Here is a 15,319-nt window from a genome sequence, read left to right as displayed (position 1 = left end):
ACGGCCGGCGGCGGCACGGGCCGCCGTCGACGCGGCCGAGAAGGGCGCGGAGGCGACCGTGCCGCTCCAGGCGCGCAAGGGCCGGGCCAGCTACCTGGGACCCCGCAGCGTGGGGCACCTCGACCCCGGCGCGGCCTCGACCGTCCTGCTGTTCCGCGCCCTGTCCGAGACGCCCGAGGAGGCCTGAGCGATGGCGAACGTGGGAATCGTGCTGATCTCGCACAGCCGGGCCCTGGCCGAGGGCGCCGCCGAACTCGCCCGGCAGATGGGCGTCGGCGAGGTCACCGTACGCGCCGCCGGAGGCACCGAGGACGGCGGACTGGGCACGAGCCTGGACCTGGTGGAGGCGGCGGTGCGTGCGGCCGATGAGGGCGCCGGGGTCGTCCTCATCGGCGATCTCGGCAGCTCGGTGCTGACGGCCAAGACGCTGCTGGAGGACTGGGAGGACGCCGAGACCGAGGTCGTCCTGGCCGACGCGCCGTTCGTGGAGGGCGCCGTGGCGGCGGCCTCCGCCGCGGCCGGCGGGGCGGATGTAGCCGCCGTGGTCAAAGCGGCGGGTGAGGCGTACGAGTTCCGCAAGACGTGACCGACCGGCCTCGGGCGCCGCGCAGTGCCGCGTGATGGACAGCGTGGGGCCGCCCGGCGGGCTCGTGGCGCCACCGAACATGGGGCACCTCGCCGTCGCGGTTCTCTCGCCGTCGCGGTTCTCTCGCGGTCGCGGTTCTCTCGCGGTCGCGGTTCTCTCGCGGTCGCGGTTCTCTCGCGGTCGCGGTCGGTTCTCTCGCGGTCGCGGTTCTCTCGCGGTCGCGGTTCTCTCGCGGTCGCGGTTCTCTCGCGGTCGCGGTTCTCCCGCGGTCGCGGTTCTCCCGCGGTCGCGGTTCTCCCGCGGTCGCGGTTCTCCCGCGGTCACGGTTCTCCCGCGGTCACGGCCCTCCCGCGGTCACGGCCCTCCCGCGGTCACGGCCCTCCCGCGGTCACGGCCCTCCCGCCCGGGGGCTCCACCCCACTTCCATTGTCCAGCGCTCGATCTCGTCGTCGGAAGACGCACGGCGCGGCTGTGGATAACCGCCGTCCGCAGGGTTCGGTCGCCGCAGCCCGCAGGCGTGCTGCCGGCCACCGATGCGGTCGATCCCGCCAGCAGAAGACCGGCGGCCCGCCCGTGAACGACCGCCGTCCGCGAGGTCCGGTTGCCGCAGCTCGCCGCGCGCGGTCACGCCCCTCCCGCCCAGGGGGCTCCACCCCACTTCCATTGTCCAGTGCTTGATGTCTCCGCCGGAAGGCGCACGGCGCATCCTGTGGATGAACCCGTCCACAGGATGTGGACAACCGTCATCCGCGAGGTTCGGTTGTCGTGGCTCGCCGCGCGCTGTCCGCCTTAGGCCGTAGGCTTCTTTGAGTGTCCACGCTCGTAAGCCATCCCCTGCTCGACGGTCTCAACGACGCCCAGCGCGCGGCGGTCGTGCACCGAGGCGGTCCCCTGCTGATCGTGGCCGGGGCCGGTTCGGGCAAGACACGTGTGCTCACCCACCGCATCGCCTATCTGCTCGGTCAGCACGGCGCGCAGCCCGGTGAGATCCTCGCGATCACCTTCACCAACAAGGCCGCCGGTGAGATGCGCGAGCGCGTCGAGGCCCTCGTCGGCAACCGTGCCCGCGCCATGTGGGTGATGACGTTCCACTCCGCCTGTGTGCGCATCCTGCGCCGTGAGGCGAAACGGCTGGGCTTTCCGAGCGGCTTCTCCATCTACGACCAGGCCGACTCGCAGCGCCTGATGGCGCTGGTCTGCCGCGAGCTCGACCTGGACCCCAAGCGCTACCCGCCACGCGGCTTCTCCGCCCAGGTGTCCAACCTCAAGAACGAGCTGATCGACTACGAGACCTTCAAGTCCCAGGCGTCGACCCATCTGGAGAAGACGCTCGCGGAGGCGTACGAGACCTACCAGGCACGGCTGCAGCAGGCCGGGGCGCTCGACTTCGACGATCTGATCATGACGACCGTCAACCTGCTGCAGGCGTTCCCCGACGTCGCCGAGCACTACCGGCGGCGGTTCCGGCACGTGCTCGTGGACGAATACCAGGACACCAACCACGCCCAGTACGTCCTGGTCCGCGAGCTGGTCGGACAGCAGGGCGACGCCGATGACCTGTCACCCGCCGAGCTGTGCGTGGTCGGTGACGCCGACCAGTCGATCTACGCCTTCCGCGGCGCGACGATCCGCAACATCCTGGAGTTCGAGCGCGACTACCCGGACGCGAACGTCATCCTCCTGGAGCAGAACTACCGCTCGACGCAGACGATCCTGTCCGCGGCCAACGCCGTGATCGAGCGCAACGCCGACCGCAAGCCCAAGCGGCTGTGGTCCGACCAGGGCGACGGCCCCAAGGTCTCCGGTTACGTCGCCGACAACGAGCACGACGAGGCCGCGTTCGTCGCGCAGGAGATCGACCGGCTCAGCGACGACGAGGACGTCAAGCCCGGCGACGTCGCGGTCTTCTACCGCACCAACGCGCAGTCGCGTGTCTTCGAAGAGGTCTTCATCCGCGTCGGCCTGCCGTACAAGGTCGTCGGGGGCGTCCGGTTCTACGAGCGCAAGGAGATCCGCGACCTGCTGGCCTACCTGCGCGTCCTCGGCAACCCCGAAGACACCGTGAGCCTGCGGCGCATCCTCAACGTCCCCAAGCGCGGCATCGGTGACCGGGCCGAGGCCTGCGTCGAGGCGCTGGCCGGCCGTGAGCGCATCTCGTTCTGGCAGGCGCTGCGGCGGGCCGACGAGGCGCCCGCCATCGCCACCCGCTCGCTCAACCAGATCAAGGACTTCGTCGCGCTGCTCGACGAGCTGGGCGAGATGGTGGAGACCGCCACGCCGACCGAGCTGGTCGAGGCGATCCTGACCAAGAGCGGCTACCTCGCCGAGCTGGAGGCCTCGCGCGACCCGCAGGACGAGACCCGCATCGAGAACCTCCGCGAGCTCGAGTCGGTGGCGGCCGAGTTCGAGGAGCGCCTGGCGACGGGCGTGCTCGGCGACGACGGCGCGGAGCCGGCCGAGCGTCCCGCCGAGGGGCGGCTGGTGGAGTTCCTGGAGCAGGTCGCGCTCGTCGCGGACGCCGACCAGATCCCCGGCGGCGACAACGGTGTCGTCCCCCCGGGCGAGCGGGCGAACGACGGCGTCGTGACGCTGATGACGCTGCACACCGCGAAGGGCCTGGAGTTCCCCGTGGTGTTCCTCACCGGCATGGAGGACGGCGTCTTCCCGCACCTGCGCTCGCTCGGCGACCCCAAGCAGCTGGAGGAGGAGCGGCGGCTCGCGTACGTCGGGATCACCCGCGCCCGCCGCCGGCTCTACGTCTCCCGTGCGACGATGCGCAGCTCGTGGGGCGCGCCGTCCTACAACCCCGCGTCGCGTTTCCTCACCGAGATCCCCGAGACGCTGGTCGAATGGGAGCGGTCCGAGAGTGCGGGCGCCCCGGCGATGGCGTCGGTCGCCCAGCGGCCCGGCGTGCGTTCGCCCGGCAACCGCGCGGTGCCCGCCCTGGCGACCGGCGATCGGGTGGTCCACGACGCGTTCGGGCTCGGCACCGTCGTGACCGTGGACGGGGCGGGCGAAAAGGCCGCCGCCACGGTTGACTTCGGCGGTGACTATGGTGTCAAGCGCTTCGTTCTTCGGTACGCGCCGATCCAGAAGCTCTGACGAGGTTGCATGGTTCGGGTGGCCGAAAGCGGGCGTCGACATGTTCCCGGTGGCCCTGCATGATGCACGTGGGAGCAACCTGCGGCTCTGTATGGGAGGAAAATGGGGCGGTTCGTGCGGCGTTTTCTCGCCGCGATCGTCTTCACCGTGACCACTGTCTGGTTCGCCTCGTCGGCTTGGGCCGCTGAAGCTCGTACGGTCACGTCTCCGACCGCCTGGGCGACCACGTCGTCTCCGGGCACCGTTCCCGCCTATCGCGCGGCGGCCGCCTCCCCGCGCCTCGTCGTCTGCCGTCCGGGCGCCTCGCTGACCGGCCTGGCCCGCGAGCTCGCGTCCGAGTGCCGGTACCACGAGATCCAGGCCGCCGTCGACGCCGTACGGGCGCCCGGCACCACGATCTACGTGCTGCCCGGCACCTACCACGAGCCGTCCGCGCTCGGTAAGCCGAAGGGCCGGTGCGCGTCACTGGCCGACGCCGCGCCCCTGTCGTACGACGACCAGCAGGCCTGCCCCCATCTACAGAGCCTGATCAGCGTCACCGGCCAGACCGGCCTGCAGATCGAGGGCGTCGGCGGCCCGGTGATCATCGAGGGCAAGAAGCAGGTCGGCATCCGCGCCGACCGGGCGAACGGCTTCTACCTGCGCGACGTGACCGTCCGCGGCTTCACCGAAGACGGGGTGAGTGTCAGCGAGACCGACGGATTCGCCCTCGACCGGGTGACCGGCCTGGCCAACGGCGGGCACGGGCTCGCGGCCTACACCTCCGACCACGGCCTGATCACCGACTGCTCGGCCTCCGGCAACGGCGACGCCGGGATCGCCACGGCCTCGGCCTCCGACCAGCAGGGCGGCCGGCTGTCCGTCGAGATCCGGCGCTGCTCGTCGTACGGCAACCTGATCGGCTACTCCGGCACCGCCGGCGACTCGGTGTACGTCCACGACAACGTCTTCTACGGCAACTCCACCGGCGCGATGCTGGACAGCAGCGTGCAGGCGGCCGGCATGCCGCAGAACCACGCGATGTTCGTGGCCAACCGGGTCTTCGACAACAACGCGGACTTCTACCACGACTGCCACGCGCTGTGCCCGCGCCGCGCGGTGCCGGTCGGCACCGGCATGCTGCTCGCGGGCGGTGACGAGAACACCTACGCGAGCAACATGGTCTACGACAACTGGCGGTACGGCTTCGCCCAGTACTGGATCCCGGCGAGCCGCCGGGGCGAGACCGACCCGGCCAAGGCGCGCGACACGTCCCACGGCAACCGCTACGTCGGCAACCTCACGGGCGTCACCCCGGAGGGCGTCGCGGCCCCGAACGGCGTCGACTTCTGGTGGGACGAGCAGGGCGACCGCAACTGCTGGCAGAGCAACGCCTCGTCGCAGGGCTATCCGCGCAGCGACCCGGCCGCCCTGCCGACCTGCGACCATCCGTCGGCGGGCGGCCCGTACGCCCAGCAGGGCAACCCCGCCAAGACCGCCGTCGTGACGGCCTGCGCGGCGTACAAGCCGGGCCGGCCGGCCCCGAAGGGCTGCGACTGGCTGACCGCCCCGGCCCGCCCCGCCTCCTGACCCGGTCGATCACGGTGTGATCTGAGCCACGACGCGGGCGTCCCGGACGGCCGCCCAGCACATGTACCGCAGGCGCGGTATCGGAGGTGACGCGGCCGGGTGACGTACTGCCGGGAGCGGGCGTTTACCGTGTGCTCGGTGCGTACGGTGAGGTGGTGAGCGTGGGAGGCAACCAGGCGTGGTGGCGGCGGTATCCCCGGGTCGTCGACGCGGCGGTGGTGCTCGTCACGTTGTTCCTGACGCTGGGGATGATGCGTTTCGCCGGCCGCCCGCCGACCATGCGGGTGCTGGAGCCGGTGGACTACGGGTACGCCGCGGCGGCCTGTGCCGTGTTGATCGTACGGCGGCGGTGGCCGGTGGGCGTGCTGGTCGTCACCGTACTGCTGGCGGTGGGGCACGGCGCGATGCGGGGGCACGGACCTCAGTTCCTGCCCGGGCAGGTCGCCCTGTACGCGGTCGCGGCCGCGCGGGGCGGCCGGGCGGGTCTGGCGGCGGGCGCCGTGCTGCTGACGACGGCCGTGACCACGCAGATGGTGGTGGCTCCCGGGGAGCTCTCGCTCGGAGTGGTCGCGCTGTTCACCTCGACCGGCTTGGCGGTGGCCGCCGGTGCGGGGGTGCGGACCCAGCGGGCCTACGTGGCGACGCTGGAGGAACGGGCCGTACGGGCGGAGCGGGCCCGGCGGGAGGAGGCCGCCCGCCTGGTCGGCGAGGAGCGGGTGCGCATCGCCCGTGAGCTGCACGACGTGGTCGCCCACCAGCTGACGCTGATCAACGCGCAGGCGGGGGTGGCGCTCTACCTGCACGAGGGCGGGCAGGACGAGCCGACGCGGCTGGTCGAGACCCTCTCGCACGTGAAGGACGACTCCAAGCAGGCGCTCGCGGAACTGCGGTCCATCGTCGGCCTGCTGGGCACTCCGGAGGTCCCCCGCGAGCCGGTGCCGGGGCTGGACCGGCTGGACGACCTGGCCGCCTCCTTCGCCCGCGCCGGCCTGACGGTGGAGGTCCGGCGCCGGGGCGAGGCACGGACGGTGCCGTCGGCGGTGGACGTGTCGGGGTACCGGATCGTCCAGGAGGCGCTGACCAACGTCAGCAAGCACGCCGCGACCGGGATCGCCCGGGTGTGCCTCGACTACGCCCACGACACCTTGAAGATCGTCATCGCGGACGACGGGGCCGGGCGGGGCTCCGGCGGCGGGTCGGGCCGGGGGCTGATCGGGATGCGGGAACGCGCCGCCGCGGTGGGTGGCGAGGTGACCGCCGGGCACCGGCCGGGCGGCGGGTTCTCGGTGGAGGCGGCTCTTCCGCTGGGAGACCAATGATCAGGATGCTGCTGGCCGACGACCAGGCGCTGCTGCGCAAGACGCTGCGGATGCTGCTGGAGGCCGATCCGGGCCTGGAGGTGACCGGCGAGGCCTCCGACGGCGTCGAGGCCGTGGCCATGGCGGCCGAGCAGCGGCCCGATCTGGTGCTGATGGACATCCGGATGCCCCGCCTGGACGGGCTGGAGGCCACCAGGCAGATCAAGCGGGACCGGCCCGAGGTCAAGATCTTGATTTTGACCACGTTCGAGGTCGACGAGTACGTGTTCGAGGCGCTGCGCGTCGGCGCGGCCGGGTTCCTGGGCAAGGGCGCCGATCCGGCCGAGCTGCTGGCGGCCATCAAGACGGTGGCGGACGGCGAGGCGCTGCTGTCGCCGGCGGCGACCAAGGCGCTGATCTCCCGGTTCCGGGACCAGGCGGAGTGGCCGTCCGCCCCGGAGCGGCTGGAGGCGCTGACGCCGCGGGAGCGGGAGGTCCTGACCATGGTGGCCGGCGGGCTGTCCAACGAGGAGATCTCCACGCGCCTGCACCTGAGCCCGCACACCGTCAAGACCCACATCAACCGGACCATGGCGAAGCTGGGCGTCAGCGACCGCGCCCAACTGGTGATCATCGCGTACGAGAGCGGCCTGGTCAGGCCGGGCGGCCCGCGCCCTCGGTAGCGCCCGGCGAACGGGGACCCCGATGCGCCTACCGCAGGCGCGGTAGGCGCGAATGCCGCGCCGCTCCGATGCGGCCGGGCCGGGTCGCGCACCAGGGTTGAGGGGACCTGTCGTCTCCCTGGTGAATCGAGTCCGATGTCCTGGCTCTCCAAGATCAGCTTGGCGCACCGCAAGCTGGTTCTTCTGATCACGATCGGGGTCATCGCGCTCGGCGCCTACCTGATCCCGACGCTCAAACAGCAGTTGCTGCCGAGCCTGTCCTTCCCGGCGATCGCGGTGACCGCGGCCTATCCCGGCGCGTCCCCGCAGGTGGTCGAGGACCAGGTCGTGAAGCCGATCGAGGACGCGGTCAAGGGCACCGACGGCCTGGAGACGATGACCTCGACCTCCCGCCAGGGCAGCGCGACCGTGCAGTTGCGGTTCGCCTTCGGGACCGACACCCAGGACCGGTCGACCCAGGTCCAGCAGGACCTGAACAAGATCTCCCAGCGGCTGCCCGACGACGTGGATCCGCAGGTGATGACCGGCTCGACCGACGACCTGCCGACGCTGACGCTGGCGGCCACGTCGAGCGACGACCCGCGCGTGCTGGCCGACAAGCTCACCGATCAGGTGGTGCCCGAGCTGGAGGCCGTCGACGGGGTCAACGAGGCCGCGGTGTCGGGGGAACGCGCCCGCGTCGTACGGGTCGTCCCCGACCAGGCGAAGCTGAAGCGCCACGGCCTGACCATGGCGGCGGTCACCACCGCGCTGCAGACGGCCGGGACCACCGCACCGGGCGGATCGGTGGATTCGGACGGCAAGAGCGTCAGCGTCCAGATCGGCGGCCCGATCACCTCGGTCGCCCAGCTCGAGCAGCTGTGGCTGACGTCCTCCGCGGCGGCGCCCCAGTCGGGCGGCGGGCGGTCCGGTGCCCCTCGCGGCGTCTCCGCGCCCGCCGCGGCGGGCGGTGCGGCGCGGCTCGGCCAGGTCGCGTCGGTCCAGGTCACCGACGCGGAGGCGACGTCGCTGACCCGTACGGACGGCAGGGAGAGCCTGGGCGTCTCGATCACTCTCGACCCCGATGGCAGCGCCTCCTCGGTCTCCGACGACGTCCGCGCACTCCTGCCCGGCCTGGAGCGCGAGCTCGGCGACGGCGCCCGGCTCACCGTCGTGTCCGACAGCGGCCCCGCCGTCAGCGAGGCGGTCTCGGGCCTGCTGGAAGAGGGCCTGCTCGGCCTCGTGATGGCCATCGTGGTGATCGTGTTGTTCCTGCGGTCGGCCCGCTCGACGCTGGTCACCGCGATCTCGATCCCGCTGTCCGTGGTGATCGCGCTGATCGCCCTCAAGGTCGGCGGCTACTCCCTCAACATGCTCACGCTCGGCGCGCTCACCATCGCGGTCGGGCGGGTGGTCGACGACTCCATCGTCGTGCTGGAGAACATCAAACGCCACCTCGGGTACGGCGAGGACAAGGCGACCGCCGTCCGTACGGCCGTGCGCGAGGTCGCCGGGGCCGTCACCGCCTCCACCCTCACCACCGTCGCGGTGTTCCTGCCGATCGCCCTGGTCACCGGGATGGTCGGACAGTTGTTCGGCCCGTTCTCCATCACCGTGACGGTCGCGATGCTGGCCTCCCTGGTGGTCGCGCTCACCGTGATCCCGATCCTGGCGTTCTGGTTCCTCAAGACGCCCGCCACCGGTGCCGACCCGGAGGAGTTCCGCCGCCGGGTCGAGGAAGAGGAGCGCCACGGGCTCCTGCAGCGCGCGTACGTCCCGGTCATCTCCTTCGCCACCCGGCACCGCAAGAGCGTGCTGGCCGGGGCCGTGGTCATCCTCATCGGCACCTTCGCCCTGGCCGGCGGTCTGAAGACCAGCTTCCTGGGCGACTCGGGCACCCAGGCGCTCAGCATCACCCAGAAGCTGCCCGCCGGCAGCAGCCTGACCGCCACCGACGCGGCGGCCAGGAAGGTCGAGGGCGTGCTGGCCGCCACCGGCGGCGTGGCGTCCTACCAGGTCACCATCGGCGCGGCGGGCGGCCTCATGGGTGCCGACAGGGGCGCGAACAACGCCTCGTACACCGTCTCCCTCAAGGACGGCGCCGACGCCGACACTGTCAAGAAGACCCTCAGCGGCAGGCTGGACGGCCTCGCCGGCGCGGGTGAGCTGACCGTCGCGGCCAACAGCGGCTTCGGCGCCTCGAACGACATCCAGGTCCAGGTCCACGGCACCGACGACACCGCGCTCACCACCGCGACCCGGCAGATCGAGCAGACCCTCAAGGGCGTGTCGCAGGTCACCGACGTCACCAGCGACCTCAGCGAGAGCGCGCCTCAGCTCGTCGTCCACGCCGACGGCGAGAAGGCCGCCGCCGCGGGCCTGACCGACACGACACTGGCCGCCGCGGTCACCGAGGCCACCCAGGGGCAGACCGTCACCACCGTCAGCCTGGACGGCGAGGACACCGACGTGGTCCTGCGCAGCACCGGCACCGCCCCGCACACCGCCGCCGACCTGAGGAAACTCAAGATCGGCACCGCCACCGGTCAGACGGTCGAGCTCGGCGACGTCGCCACCGTCACCCAGCAGAACGGTCCGGTCGAGCGCGCCCGCGTCGACGGCGACCGCACCATCACCGTCAGCGCGACGCCCGTCGGCGACGACACCGGCGCGGCCAACCGGGCCGTCACCACCGCCCTGGACAAGCTCCGGCTGCCCGGCGGGACCGACTACTCCCTCGGCGGCATCACCAGCGACCAGGGCGATGCCTTCAAGCAGCTCGGCCTCGCCATCGTCGCCGCCATCGTGATCGTCTTCCTGCTGCTGGTGGCCACCTTCGGCAGCATCCGGCAGACCCTGGTGCTGCTGGTCTCGATCCCGTTCGCGGCGACCGGCGCGATCCTGCTGCTGCGCGTCACCGGTGTTCCCCTGGGCGTCGCCGCCATGGTCGGCCTGCTCATGCTCATCGGCATCGTCGTCACCAACGCCATCGTCCTGGTCGACCTCATCAACCAGTACCGCAAGACCGGCATGCCGATCACCGAGGCCGTCACCGAAGGCGGCCGCCGACGGCTGCGGCCCATCCTGATGACCGCCCTGGCCACCGTCTTCGCCCTGCTCCCCATGGCCCTCGGCGTCACCGACTCCGGCGGCTTCATCTCCCAGCCGCTCGCGGTCGTCGTCATCGGCGGGCTGATCAGTTCGACCGTGCTCAGCCTCATCCTCATCCCGACGCTCTACACCATGGTCGAGACCCGCCGGGAGCGCCGTCACGCCCGGAAGAACCGCCTCGACCAGGCGCCGCGGCACCGGTCGAGGGAACCGGTGAGCGCCTCGGCTCCGTAGGAGGGCAGGGAGACGAAGGGCGCGCCCGCCGAGACCAAGAAGGCCCTCGGCGGGTACCGCCGGCTCAGACGAGGCGGCGGGCGGCGGCCCAGCGGGAGAGCTCGTGGCGGTTGGAGAGCTGGAGTTTGCGCAGCACGCTGCTCACGTGGGTCTCGACGGTCTTGACCGAGATGAACAGCTCCTTGGCGATCTCCTTGTAGGCGTAGCCGCGGGCGATCAGGCGCAGGACCTCGCGTTCGCGCTGGGTGAGCTGGTCCAGTTCCGGGTCGATGGCCGGGACGTCGGCGGCGGCGAAGGCGTCCAGGACGAAGCCCGCCAGCCTCGGCGAGAACACCGCGTCGCCCTCGGCCACCCGTTCGATCGCCTTGGTGAGTTCTCCCCCGGAGATCGTCTTGGTGACATAGCCGCGGGCGCCGCCGCGTACGACGCCGATGACGTCCTCGGCGGCGTCGGACACCGACAGGGCGAGGAACCGCGTCTCCGACGGCAGCACCCGGCGGAGCACCTCGACGCCACCGCCGCCGGGCAGGTGCACGTCCAGCAGGACCACGTCCGGCCCGTTCGCCTTGATCACTTCGACCGCCTCGTCGACGTCACCGGCCTCGCCGACGATCTCCACGGAGTCGCCCAGCTCGGCCTTCACGCCGCTGCGGAACATCTGATGGTCATCGACCAGCACCACGCGCGTCATCGGGTCTCTCGCTTCACTTTGAGTCACGTCGCATCTCCAGCCGGACCTCCGTGCCCTCGCCCGGGGCCGTACGGATCTCGGCCTTGCCTCCGTTGCGTTCCATCCGGCCGATGATGGACTCTCTCAGGCCCATGCGGTCGTGCGGGATGGCGTCCAGGTCGAAGCCGCGGCCCCGATCCCGTACGAAGATCGACACATCGTCGCCGGCCACCTCGGCATAGACCGACACCGACGACGTACGGCTCTGGTCGCCCGGCTCTCCGTCGGCGTACTTGGCGGCGTTGACCATGGCCTCGCGTGCCGCCTGGAGCATCGCGCCCAGGCGTTCGTCCAGCGAGCAGTCGCCCACGCAGACCACCTCGATCGGCATGCCGTGGTGGTCCTCGACCTCGGCGGCGGACTTGCGCACGGCGGCGGCCAGGTGCTGCTCGGCGTCGGCCTTGGGCTCGTACAGCCAGGCGCGCAGGTCGCGTTCCTGCGCCCGCGCCAGCCGCTGCACCTCCCGCGGGTCGTGCGCGCTGCGCTGGATCAGCGTGAGGGTGTGCAGGACGGAGTCGTGCACATGCGCGGCGACCTCGGCCCGCTCCTGCGACCGGATCCGTTCACGGCGCTCGGCGTCCAGGTCACGCCACATCCGCAGCAGCCACGGCGCGACGACGACGGCGACACCGGCCAGGACGACGGTGGAGCCGAGCAGGACCTGCCCGGCCTGGCCGGGGTGGATCTGCTGGGCGAGGAACGCGACGAGCCCGGCGACCACGAGCAGCGTGCCGATGACGCTGCGCAGCCACATCGCCTGGGAACTGCGGACCCAGCGGCGCCGGCGCTCCGGATCGGCCTGCTGCCAGATGACCCCGACGCCGACGCCGCCCGCGACGATCGGCCACATGGCCCAGTTCAGCGCGCCCGCGCCCCACGTGAACAGGCACAGCCCCACGATCAGCGCCGCGTACGCGAAGAGCTGCCCGACGTTGCGGGGACCCGCCGGCTCGTCGCGCTGCGGGACGAGCAGCCAGAGCGCGACGTACGCGACGACGCCCACACCGGCGGCCAGCAGCACGGCGAACGCCACCCGTACGACGATCACCTCGAGGCCGAGGTGCTCGGCCAGCCCGGAGCACACGCCACCGACGAGCCGCTGGCCGGCTCTCCGTTCGAGGCGGGCGGGGGCCGGCTGCACGGTCTCCTCGCTGGGCGTTTCGGACACAAAGAGATGGTCACACGTTCCGGGCCCTTCCCGCATCGGGGAGGGCCCTGGGAGATCCCGGAGACCCTCAGGGATGAGTCAGGGTCCTCCCGGATGGTGACCGCGACACCGCCACGAGACGATATGACGTATGAACGAGGACAGCGCCGACACGCCCGGCTCCCCGCCGCGGCGGCTCCTCCGCTCCCAGGAGGGCCGTCTGATCACGGGAGTGTGCGCGGGCCTCGCTCGTTATACGCGCATCGACGCCATCGTGTTCCGGGTCGGGTTCGCGCTGCTGGTCATCACCACCGGTGTCGGCATCCTGCTCTACATCGCGGCCTTCCTGCTCATGGGCGCCCCCGACGGCGGGCCCTCGTGGATCGAGCGGACCGGGAAGCGGATGTTCGACGGCGACACCGCGCTGACGCTGCTCGGCGCGGTGCTGGGCGCCGGAATGCTGCTCGGCATCGTGAACAACTGGGGGTCCGGCGAGGCCCTGTGCGTCGTCGTGGTGTTCGGCCTGGCGCTGCTCGTGGCCCGGTCGCGCGGGGTCGATCTCGCCCAGACCGCGCGGAGCCTGCCGGACCGGATCAAGGGCCACCCGCTGGGCTCCTGGACGCCGCCCCCTCCGCCGCCGCCCGCGTACCCGATGTCGGACGGCATGGTCGACCTCGCCCGCCTCGGCCGCCGCACCGACGACTACGCGGCGGGCCCGTACGCGCCGCCGTCCCCGGAAGGCGCCGCCCAGCCGCCCGGAACCGGCCCGCACGCTCCCGGCCCGTTCACCACGGGTCCCCATGTCCCCGGCCGCACTCCGCCGCCTCCCCCGCACCGGCCGTCGTACCTGACGGCGCTCACTCTGCTGACCGCCGCGCTGGTCGCCGCCGCGCTCTACGCCGCCTTCGGCCACCGCCCGAACTTCAGCGGCCTTCAGATCGTCATTGCCGGGGCGCTCGTCGTCGTCGCCGTCGGCCTCCTCCTCGGTGCCTGGTTCGGCCGGGTCCGCAAGCTCGTTCTCGTTGGAGCGATCATGTCCTTCGCCCTCGCATGCACCTCGATCGCCGGCAACTCGGCGGTCGCGCGCCGGACCCACCACACAATGTGGCGCCCGGCCGCCACGGCCCAGGCCGAGCAGACCCACAAGGTCTTCGTCGGCCAGGGCGTGGTCGACCTGACGGACGTCCCCCTCGCGCCGGGTCAGCGGCTCCAGGTCAACGCCGAGGTGACGCTCGGCGTGCTGGCGGTCAAGGTGCCGAGCACCGCCCGCGTGGAGGTGGACGGCCACGCCTACCTGGGCGACATCACGGTCGACCGTCAGGTGACGAGCGGCCCGGGCGCCCGCGTCCACCGCGTGCTGGACCCGGAGGGCGGCACGCCCGCGCCGGCAACGATCGTGCTGCGCATCCGCAGCAAGGTCGGCGACATGGAGGTCACGCGTGTTCCGGCATAGGTTCGACCCGTCCGCGCTGGTCGCGGCACTCCTGTTCCTGACGACGGCGGGCCGCTACCTGGTCGAGGGCTTCGGCGGCCACCCCGTGTCCTTCCCCTGGGCGACGCCGTTCGTGCTCGCGTCCATCGTCCTGATCGTCGTCCTCCGCATGATCTTCCGCTCCCGCCGCCGCGAGCAGTGACCCAATAAATCCGGCAAAAGAAAATGTGCGGCGACCACGTCGAGGATGACGATTTCAATCGTCGCGGCATTTCCACGACCACATCATTGACAGCCCTTTTCGGCATGTTCAACCGAGCCTTTGACGGATACGCTGGCGGGCGGGCACATCGGGGAGACCCACGACGAAGGGCTCGGAGATGAAGTTCGGCATCCTGTTCCGTCCGCAGGACCCGCCCGACGCGACGAACCTCGTTGAACGGTGGCAGGAGATCCTGGCCGCCGCCAAGCTCGCCGAACAGGTGGGCTTCGACGGCCTCTTCGTGCCCGAGCACCACATGATGCCCGACGGCTATCCGCCCTCCCCTTGGGCGGCGCTCGGGGCGCTGGCCGCGATCACCGAGCGGGTCGAGATCGGCACGACGATCCACCTGCTGCCGTTCGAGCATCCGATCCATGTCGCCGAGCACGCGGCGATGGTCGACATCCTTTCGGGCGGACGGCTGCGCCTGGGGTGCGGGCTGGGAAACTTCCCGGCCGAGTTCGGGCTCTACGGGATCGACCCCGCCACCCAGGTGTCGCGCTTCGAAGAGAGCATCGAGATCGTGCAGCGTGCGTGGGCCGGCGAGGAGCTCGACTTTCACGGCCGGCACTTCGACATCAAGGGCCGGGTCACCCCCCGGCCCGTGGGCGCGGAGCTGTGGCTGGGCGCGATGTCCGATCCCGGCGTACGCCGCGCGGCACGCTTCGGCTGCCCGTGGCCGACCGACCCGCTGCACAACATCGACGTCATGAGGCACTGGGCCGATGTGTACCGCGGCGCCGGCGAGGAGTACGGCACATCGCAGCGGCTCGGCGTCAACCTGCTGCGCGACGGCTGGGTCGCCGACTCCCTGGCGGACGTCGAACGCACCTGGTGGCCGCACGTCCGCGCCGATCACTGGTTCTACTTCAAAGAGGTCCCCCGCTGGGTGGCCGAACGCGAGCCGTTCCTCCAGGACGTCACCGAAGAGGACGACTTCAAGTTCGACCGCCACCGGATCGACCGCCTGATCGTCGGCAGCCCGGACGACTGCATCGCCTCGATCCGCGCCTTCGAGGAGACGATCGACCCCGACTACCTCATCATGTCCTTCCGCATGGCGTCGGGGCCGGACCACAAGCAGGAGCTGGAGTGCATCCGCCGCTTCGGCAGCGAGGTCATCCCGGCGTTCCAACCCCAGGGCCACACCACCTGACGCGGGCCTCGAAGGTCCGCGCCGCCCGGA

General features: G+C 71.5%; 12 protein-coding genes. 10 read left to right on the top strand and 2 right to left on the bottom strand.

What is annotated here, in order from left to right; genetic code table 11:
- The 7 genes from ACFFNX_RS09665 to ACFFNX_RS09635 form a co-directional block, all read left to right on the top strand.
- A partial coding sequence (locus ACFFNX_RS09665; protein ID WP_378198230.1) for a DAK2 domain-containing protein occupies positions 1 to 187 on the top strand: 187 nt, incomplete at its 5' end.
- Between the two features lie 3 nt (positions 188 to 190).
- Positions 191 to 586, top strand: coding sequence for a dihydroxyacetone kinase phosphoryl donor subunit DhaM (gene dhaM / locus ACFFNX_RS09660; RefSeq protein WP_378198227.1), 396 nt, complete (start codon positions 191 to 193; stop codon positions 584 to 586).
- 810 nt (positions 587 to 1,396) lie between these two features.
- Positions 1,397 to 3,688, top strand: a complete 2,292-nt coding sequence (pcrA, locus tag ACFFNX_RS09655; protein ID WP_378198226.1) for a DNA helicase PcrA — start codon at positions 1,397 to 1,399, stop codon at positions 3,686 to 3,688.
- Positions 3,689 to 3,790: 102 nt separating this feature from the next.
- Positions 3,791 to 5,257 (top strand): right-handed parallel beta-helix repeat-containing protein, encoded by a 1,467-nt coding sequence (locus ACFFNX_RS09650; RefSeq protein WP_378198224.1) that lies wholly within the window; start codon positions 3,791 to 3,793, stop codon positions 5,255 to 5,257.
- A gap of 161 nt (positions 5,258 to 5,418) precedes the next feature.
- Positions 5,419 to 6,576: a sensor histidine kinase gene (locus tag ACFFNX_RS09645; RefSeq protein WP_378198222.1), complete on the top strand. Its 1,158-nt coding sequence runs from the start codon at positions 5,419 to 5,421 to the stop codon at positions 6,574 to 6,576.
- Positions 6,573 to 7,238, top strand: a complete 666-nt coding sequence (locus ACFFNX_RS09640) for a response regulator transcription factor (protein WP_378198220.1) — start codon at positions 6,573 to 6,575, stop codon at positions 7,236 to 7,238. Before ACFFNX_RS09645 ends, ACFFNX_RS09640 begins: the two co-directional genes overlap by 4 nt.
- A gap of 135 nt (positions 7,239 to 7,373) precedes the next feature.
- On the top strand, positions 7,374 to 10,562 hold the full coding sequence (locus ACFFNX_RS09635; protein ID WP_378198218.1) for an efflux RND transporter permease subunit: 3,189 nt from the start codon (positions 7,374 to 7,376) through the stop codon (positions 10,560 to 10,562).
- A gap of 64 nt (positions 10,563 to 10,626) precedes the next feature.
- On the opposite strand, the gene ACFFNX_RS09630 is transcribed toward ACFFNX_RS09635, so the two are convergent.
- Positions 10,627 to 11,253, bottom strand: a complete 627-nt coding sequence (locus ACFFNX_RS09630; protein ID WP_378198216.1) for a LuxR C-terminal-related transcriptional regulator — start codon at positions 11,251 to 11,253, stop codon at positions 10,627 to 10,629.
- A gap of 13 nt (positions 11,254 to 11,266) precedes the next feature.
- Positions 11,267 to 12,460: an ATP-binding protein gene (locus ACFFNX_RS09625; RefSeq protein ID WP_378198214.1), complete on the bottom strand. Its 1,194-nt coding sequence runs from the start codon at positions 12,458 to 12,460 to the stop codon at positions 11,267 to 11,269.
- A gap of 130 nt (positions 12,461 to 12,590) precedes the next feature.
- Between ACFFNX_RS09625 and ACFFNX_RS09620 the strand changes: the two genes are divergently transcribed.
- The 3 genes from ACFFNX_RS09620 to ACFFNX_RS09610 all read left to right on the top strand — a co-directional run bounded on the left by ACFFNX_RS09620 (position 12,591) and on the right by ACFFNX_RS09610 (position 15,289).
- Entirely contained in the window at positions 12,591 to 13,892 is a 1,302-nt protein-coding gene (locus tag ACFFNX_RS09620) for a PspC domain-containing protein (RefSeq protein ID WP_378198213.1), read from the top strand.
- Complete coding sequence (locus ACFFNX_RS09615; protein WP_378198211.1) at positions 13,879 to 14,073, top strand: hypothetical protein; 195 nt, start codon at positions 13,879 to 13,881, stop codon at positions 14,071 to 14,073. Before ACFFNX_RS09620 ends, ACFFNX_RS09615 begins: the two co-directional genes overlap by 14 nt.
- 178 nt (positions 14,074 to 14,251) lie before the next feature.
- Complete coding sequence (locus ACFFNX_RS09610; RefSeq protein ID WP_378198208.1) at positions 14,252 to 15,289, top strand: LLM class flavin-dependent oxidoreductase; 1,038 nt, start codon at positions 14,252 to 14,254, stop codon at positions 15,287 to 15,289.
- Positions 15,290 to 15,319 lie beyond the last annotated feature (30 nt).

The organism is Actinoallomurus acaciae, assembly GCF_042429965.1.
GTDB classification, from domain to species: Bacteria; Actinomycetota; Actinomycetes; order Streptosporangiales; family Streptosporangiaceae; genus Actinoallomurus; species Actinoallomurus acaciae.
The sequence above is the reverse complement of the archived record's forward strand: the minus strand, read 5'-3'. Positions and strand labels throughout refer to the sequence as shown.

What these genes read in the sequence shown, in the direction of transcription:
- dhaM (WP_378198227.1), top strand. Translation starts at nt 191, where the DNA reads ATGGCGAACGTGGGAATCGTGCTGATCTCGCACAGCCGGGCCCTGGCC.
- ACFFNX_RS09650 (WP_378198224.1), top strand. Translation starts at nt 3,791, where the DNA reads ATGGGGCGGTTCGTGCGGCGTTTTCTCGCCGCGATCGTCTTCACCGTG.
- ACFFNX_RS09640 (WP_378198220.1), top strand. Translation starts at nt 6,573, where the DNA reads ATGATCAGGATGCTGCTGGCCGACGACCAGGCGCTGCTGCGCAAGACG.
- ACFFNX_RS09635 (WP_378198218.1), top strand. Translation starts at nt 7,374, where the DNA reads ATGTCCTGGCTCTCCAAGATCAGCTTGGCGCACCGCAAGCTGGTTCTT.
- ACFFNX_RS09630 (WP_378198216.1), bottom strand. Translation starts at nt 11,253, where the DNA reads ATGACGCGCGTGGTGCTGGTCGATGACCATCAGATGTTCCGCAGCGGC.
- ACFFNX_RS09620 (WP_378198213.1), top strand. Translation starts at nt 12,591, where the DNA reads ATGAACGAGGACAGCGCCGACACGCCCGGCTCCCCGCCGCGGCGGCTC.
- ACFFNX_RS09610 (WP_378198208.1), top strand. Translation starts at nt 14,252, where the DNA reads ATGAAGTTCGGCATCCTGTTCCGTCCGCAGGACCCGCCCGACGCGACG.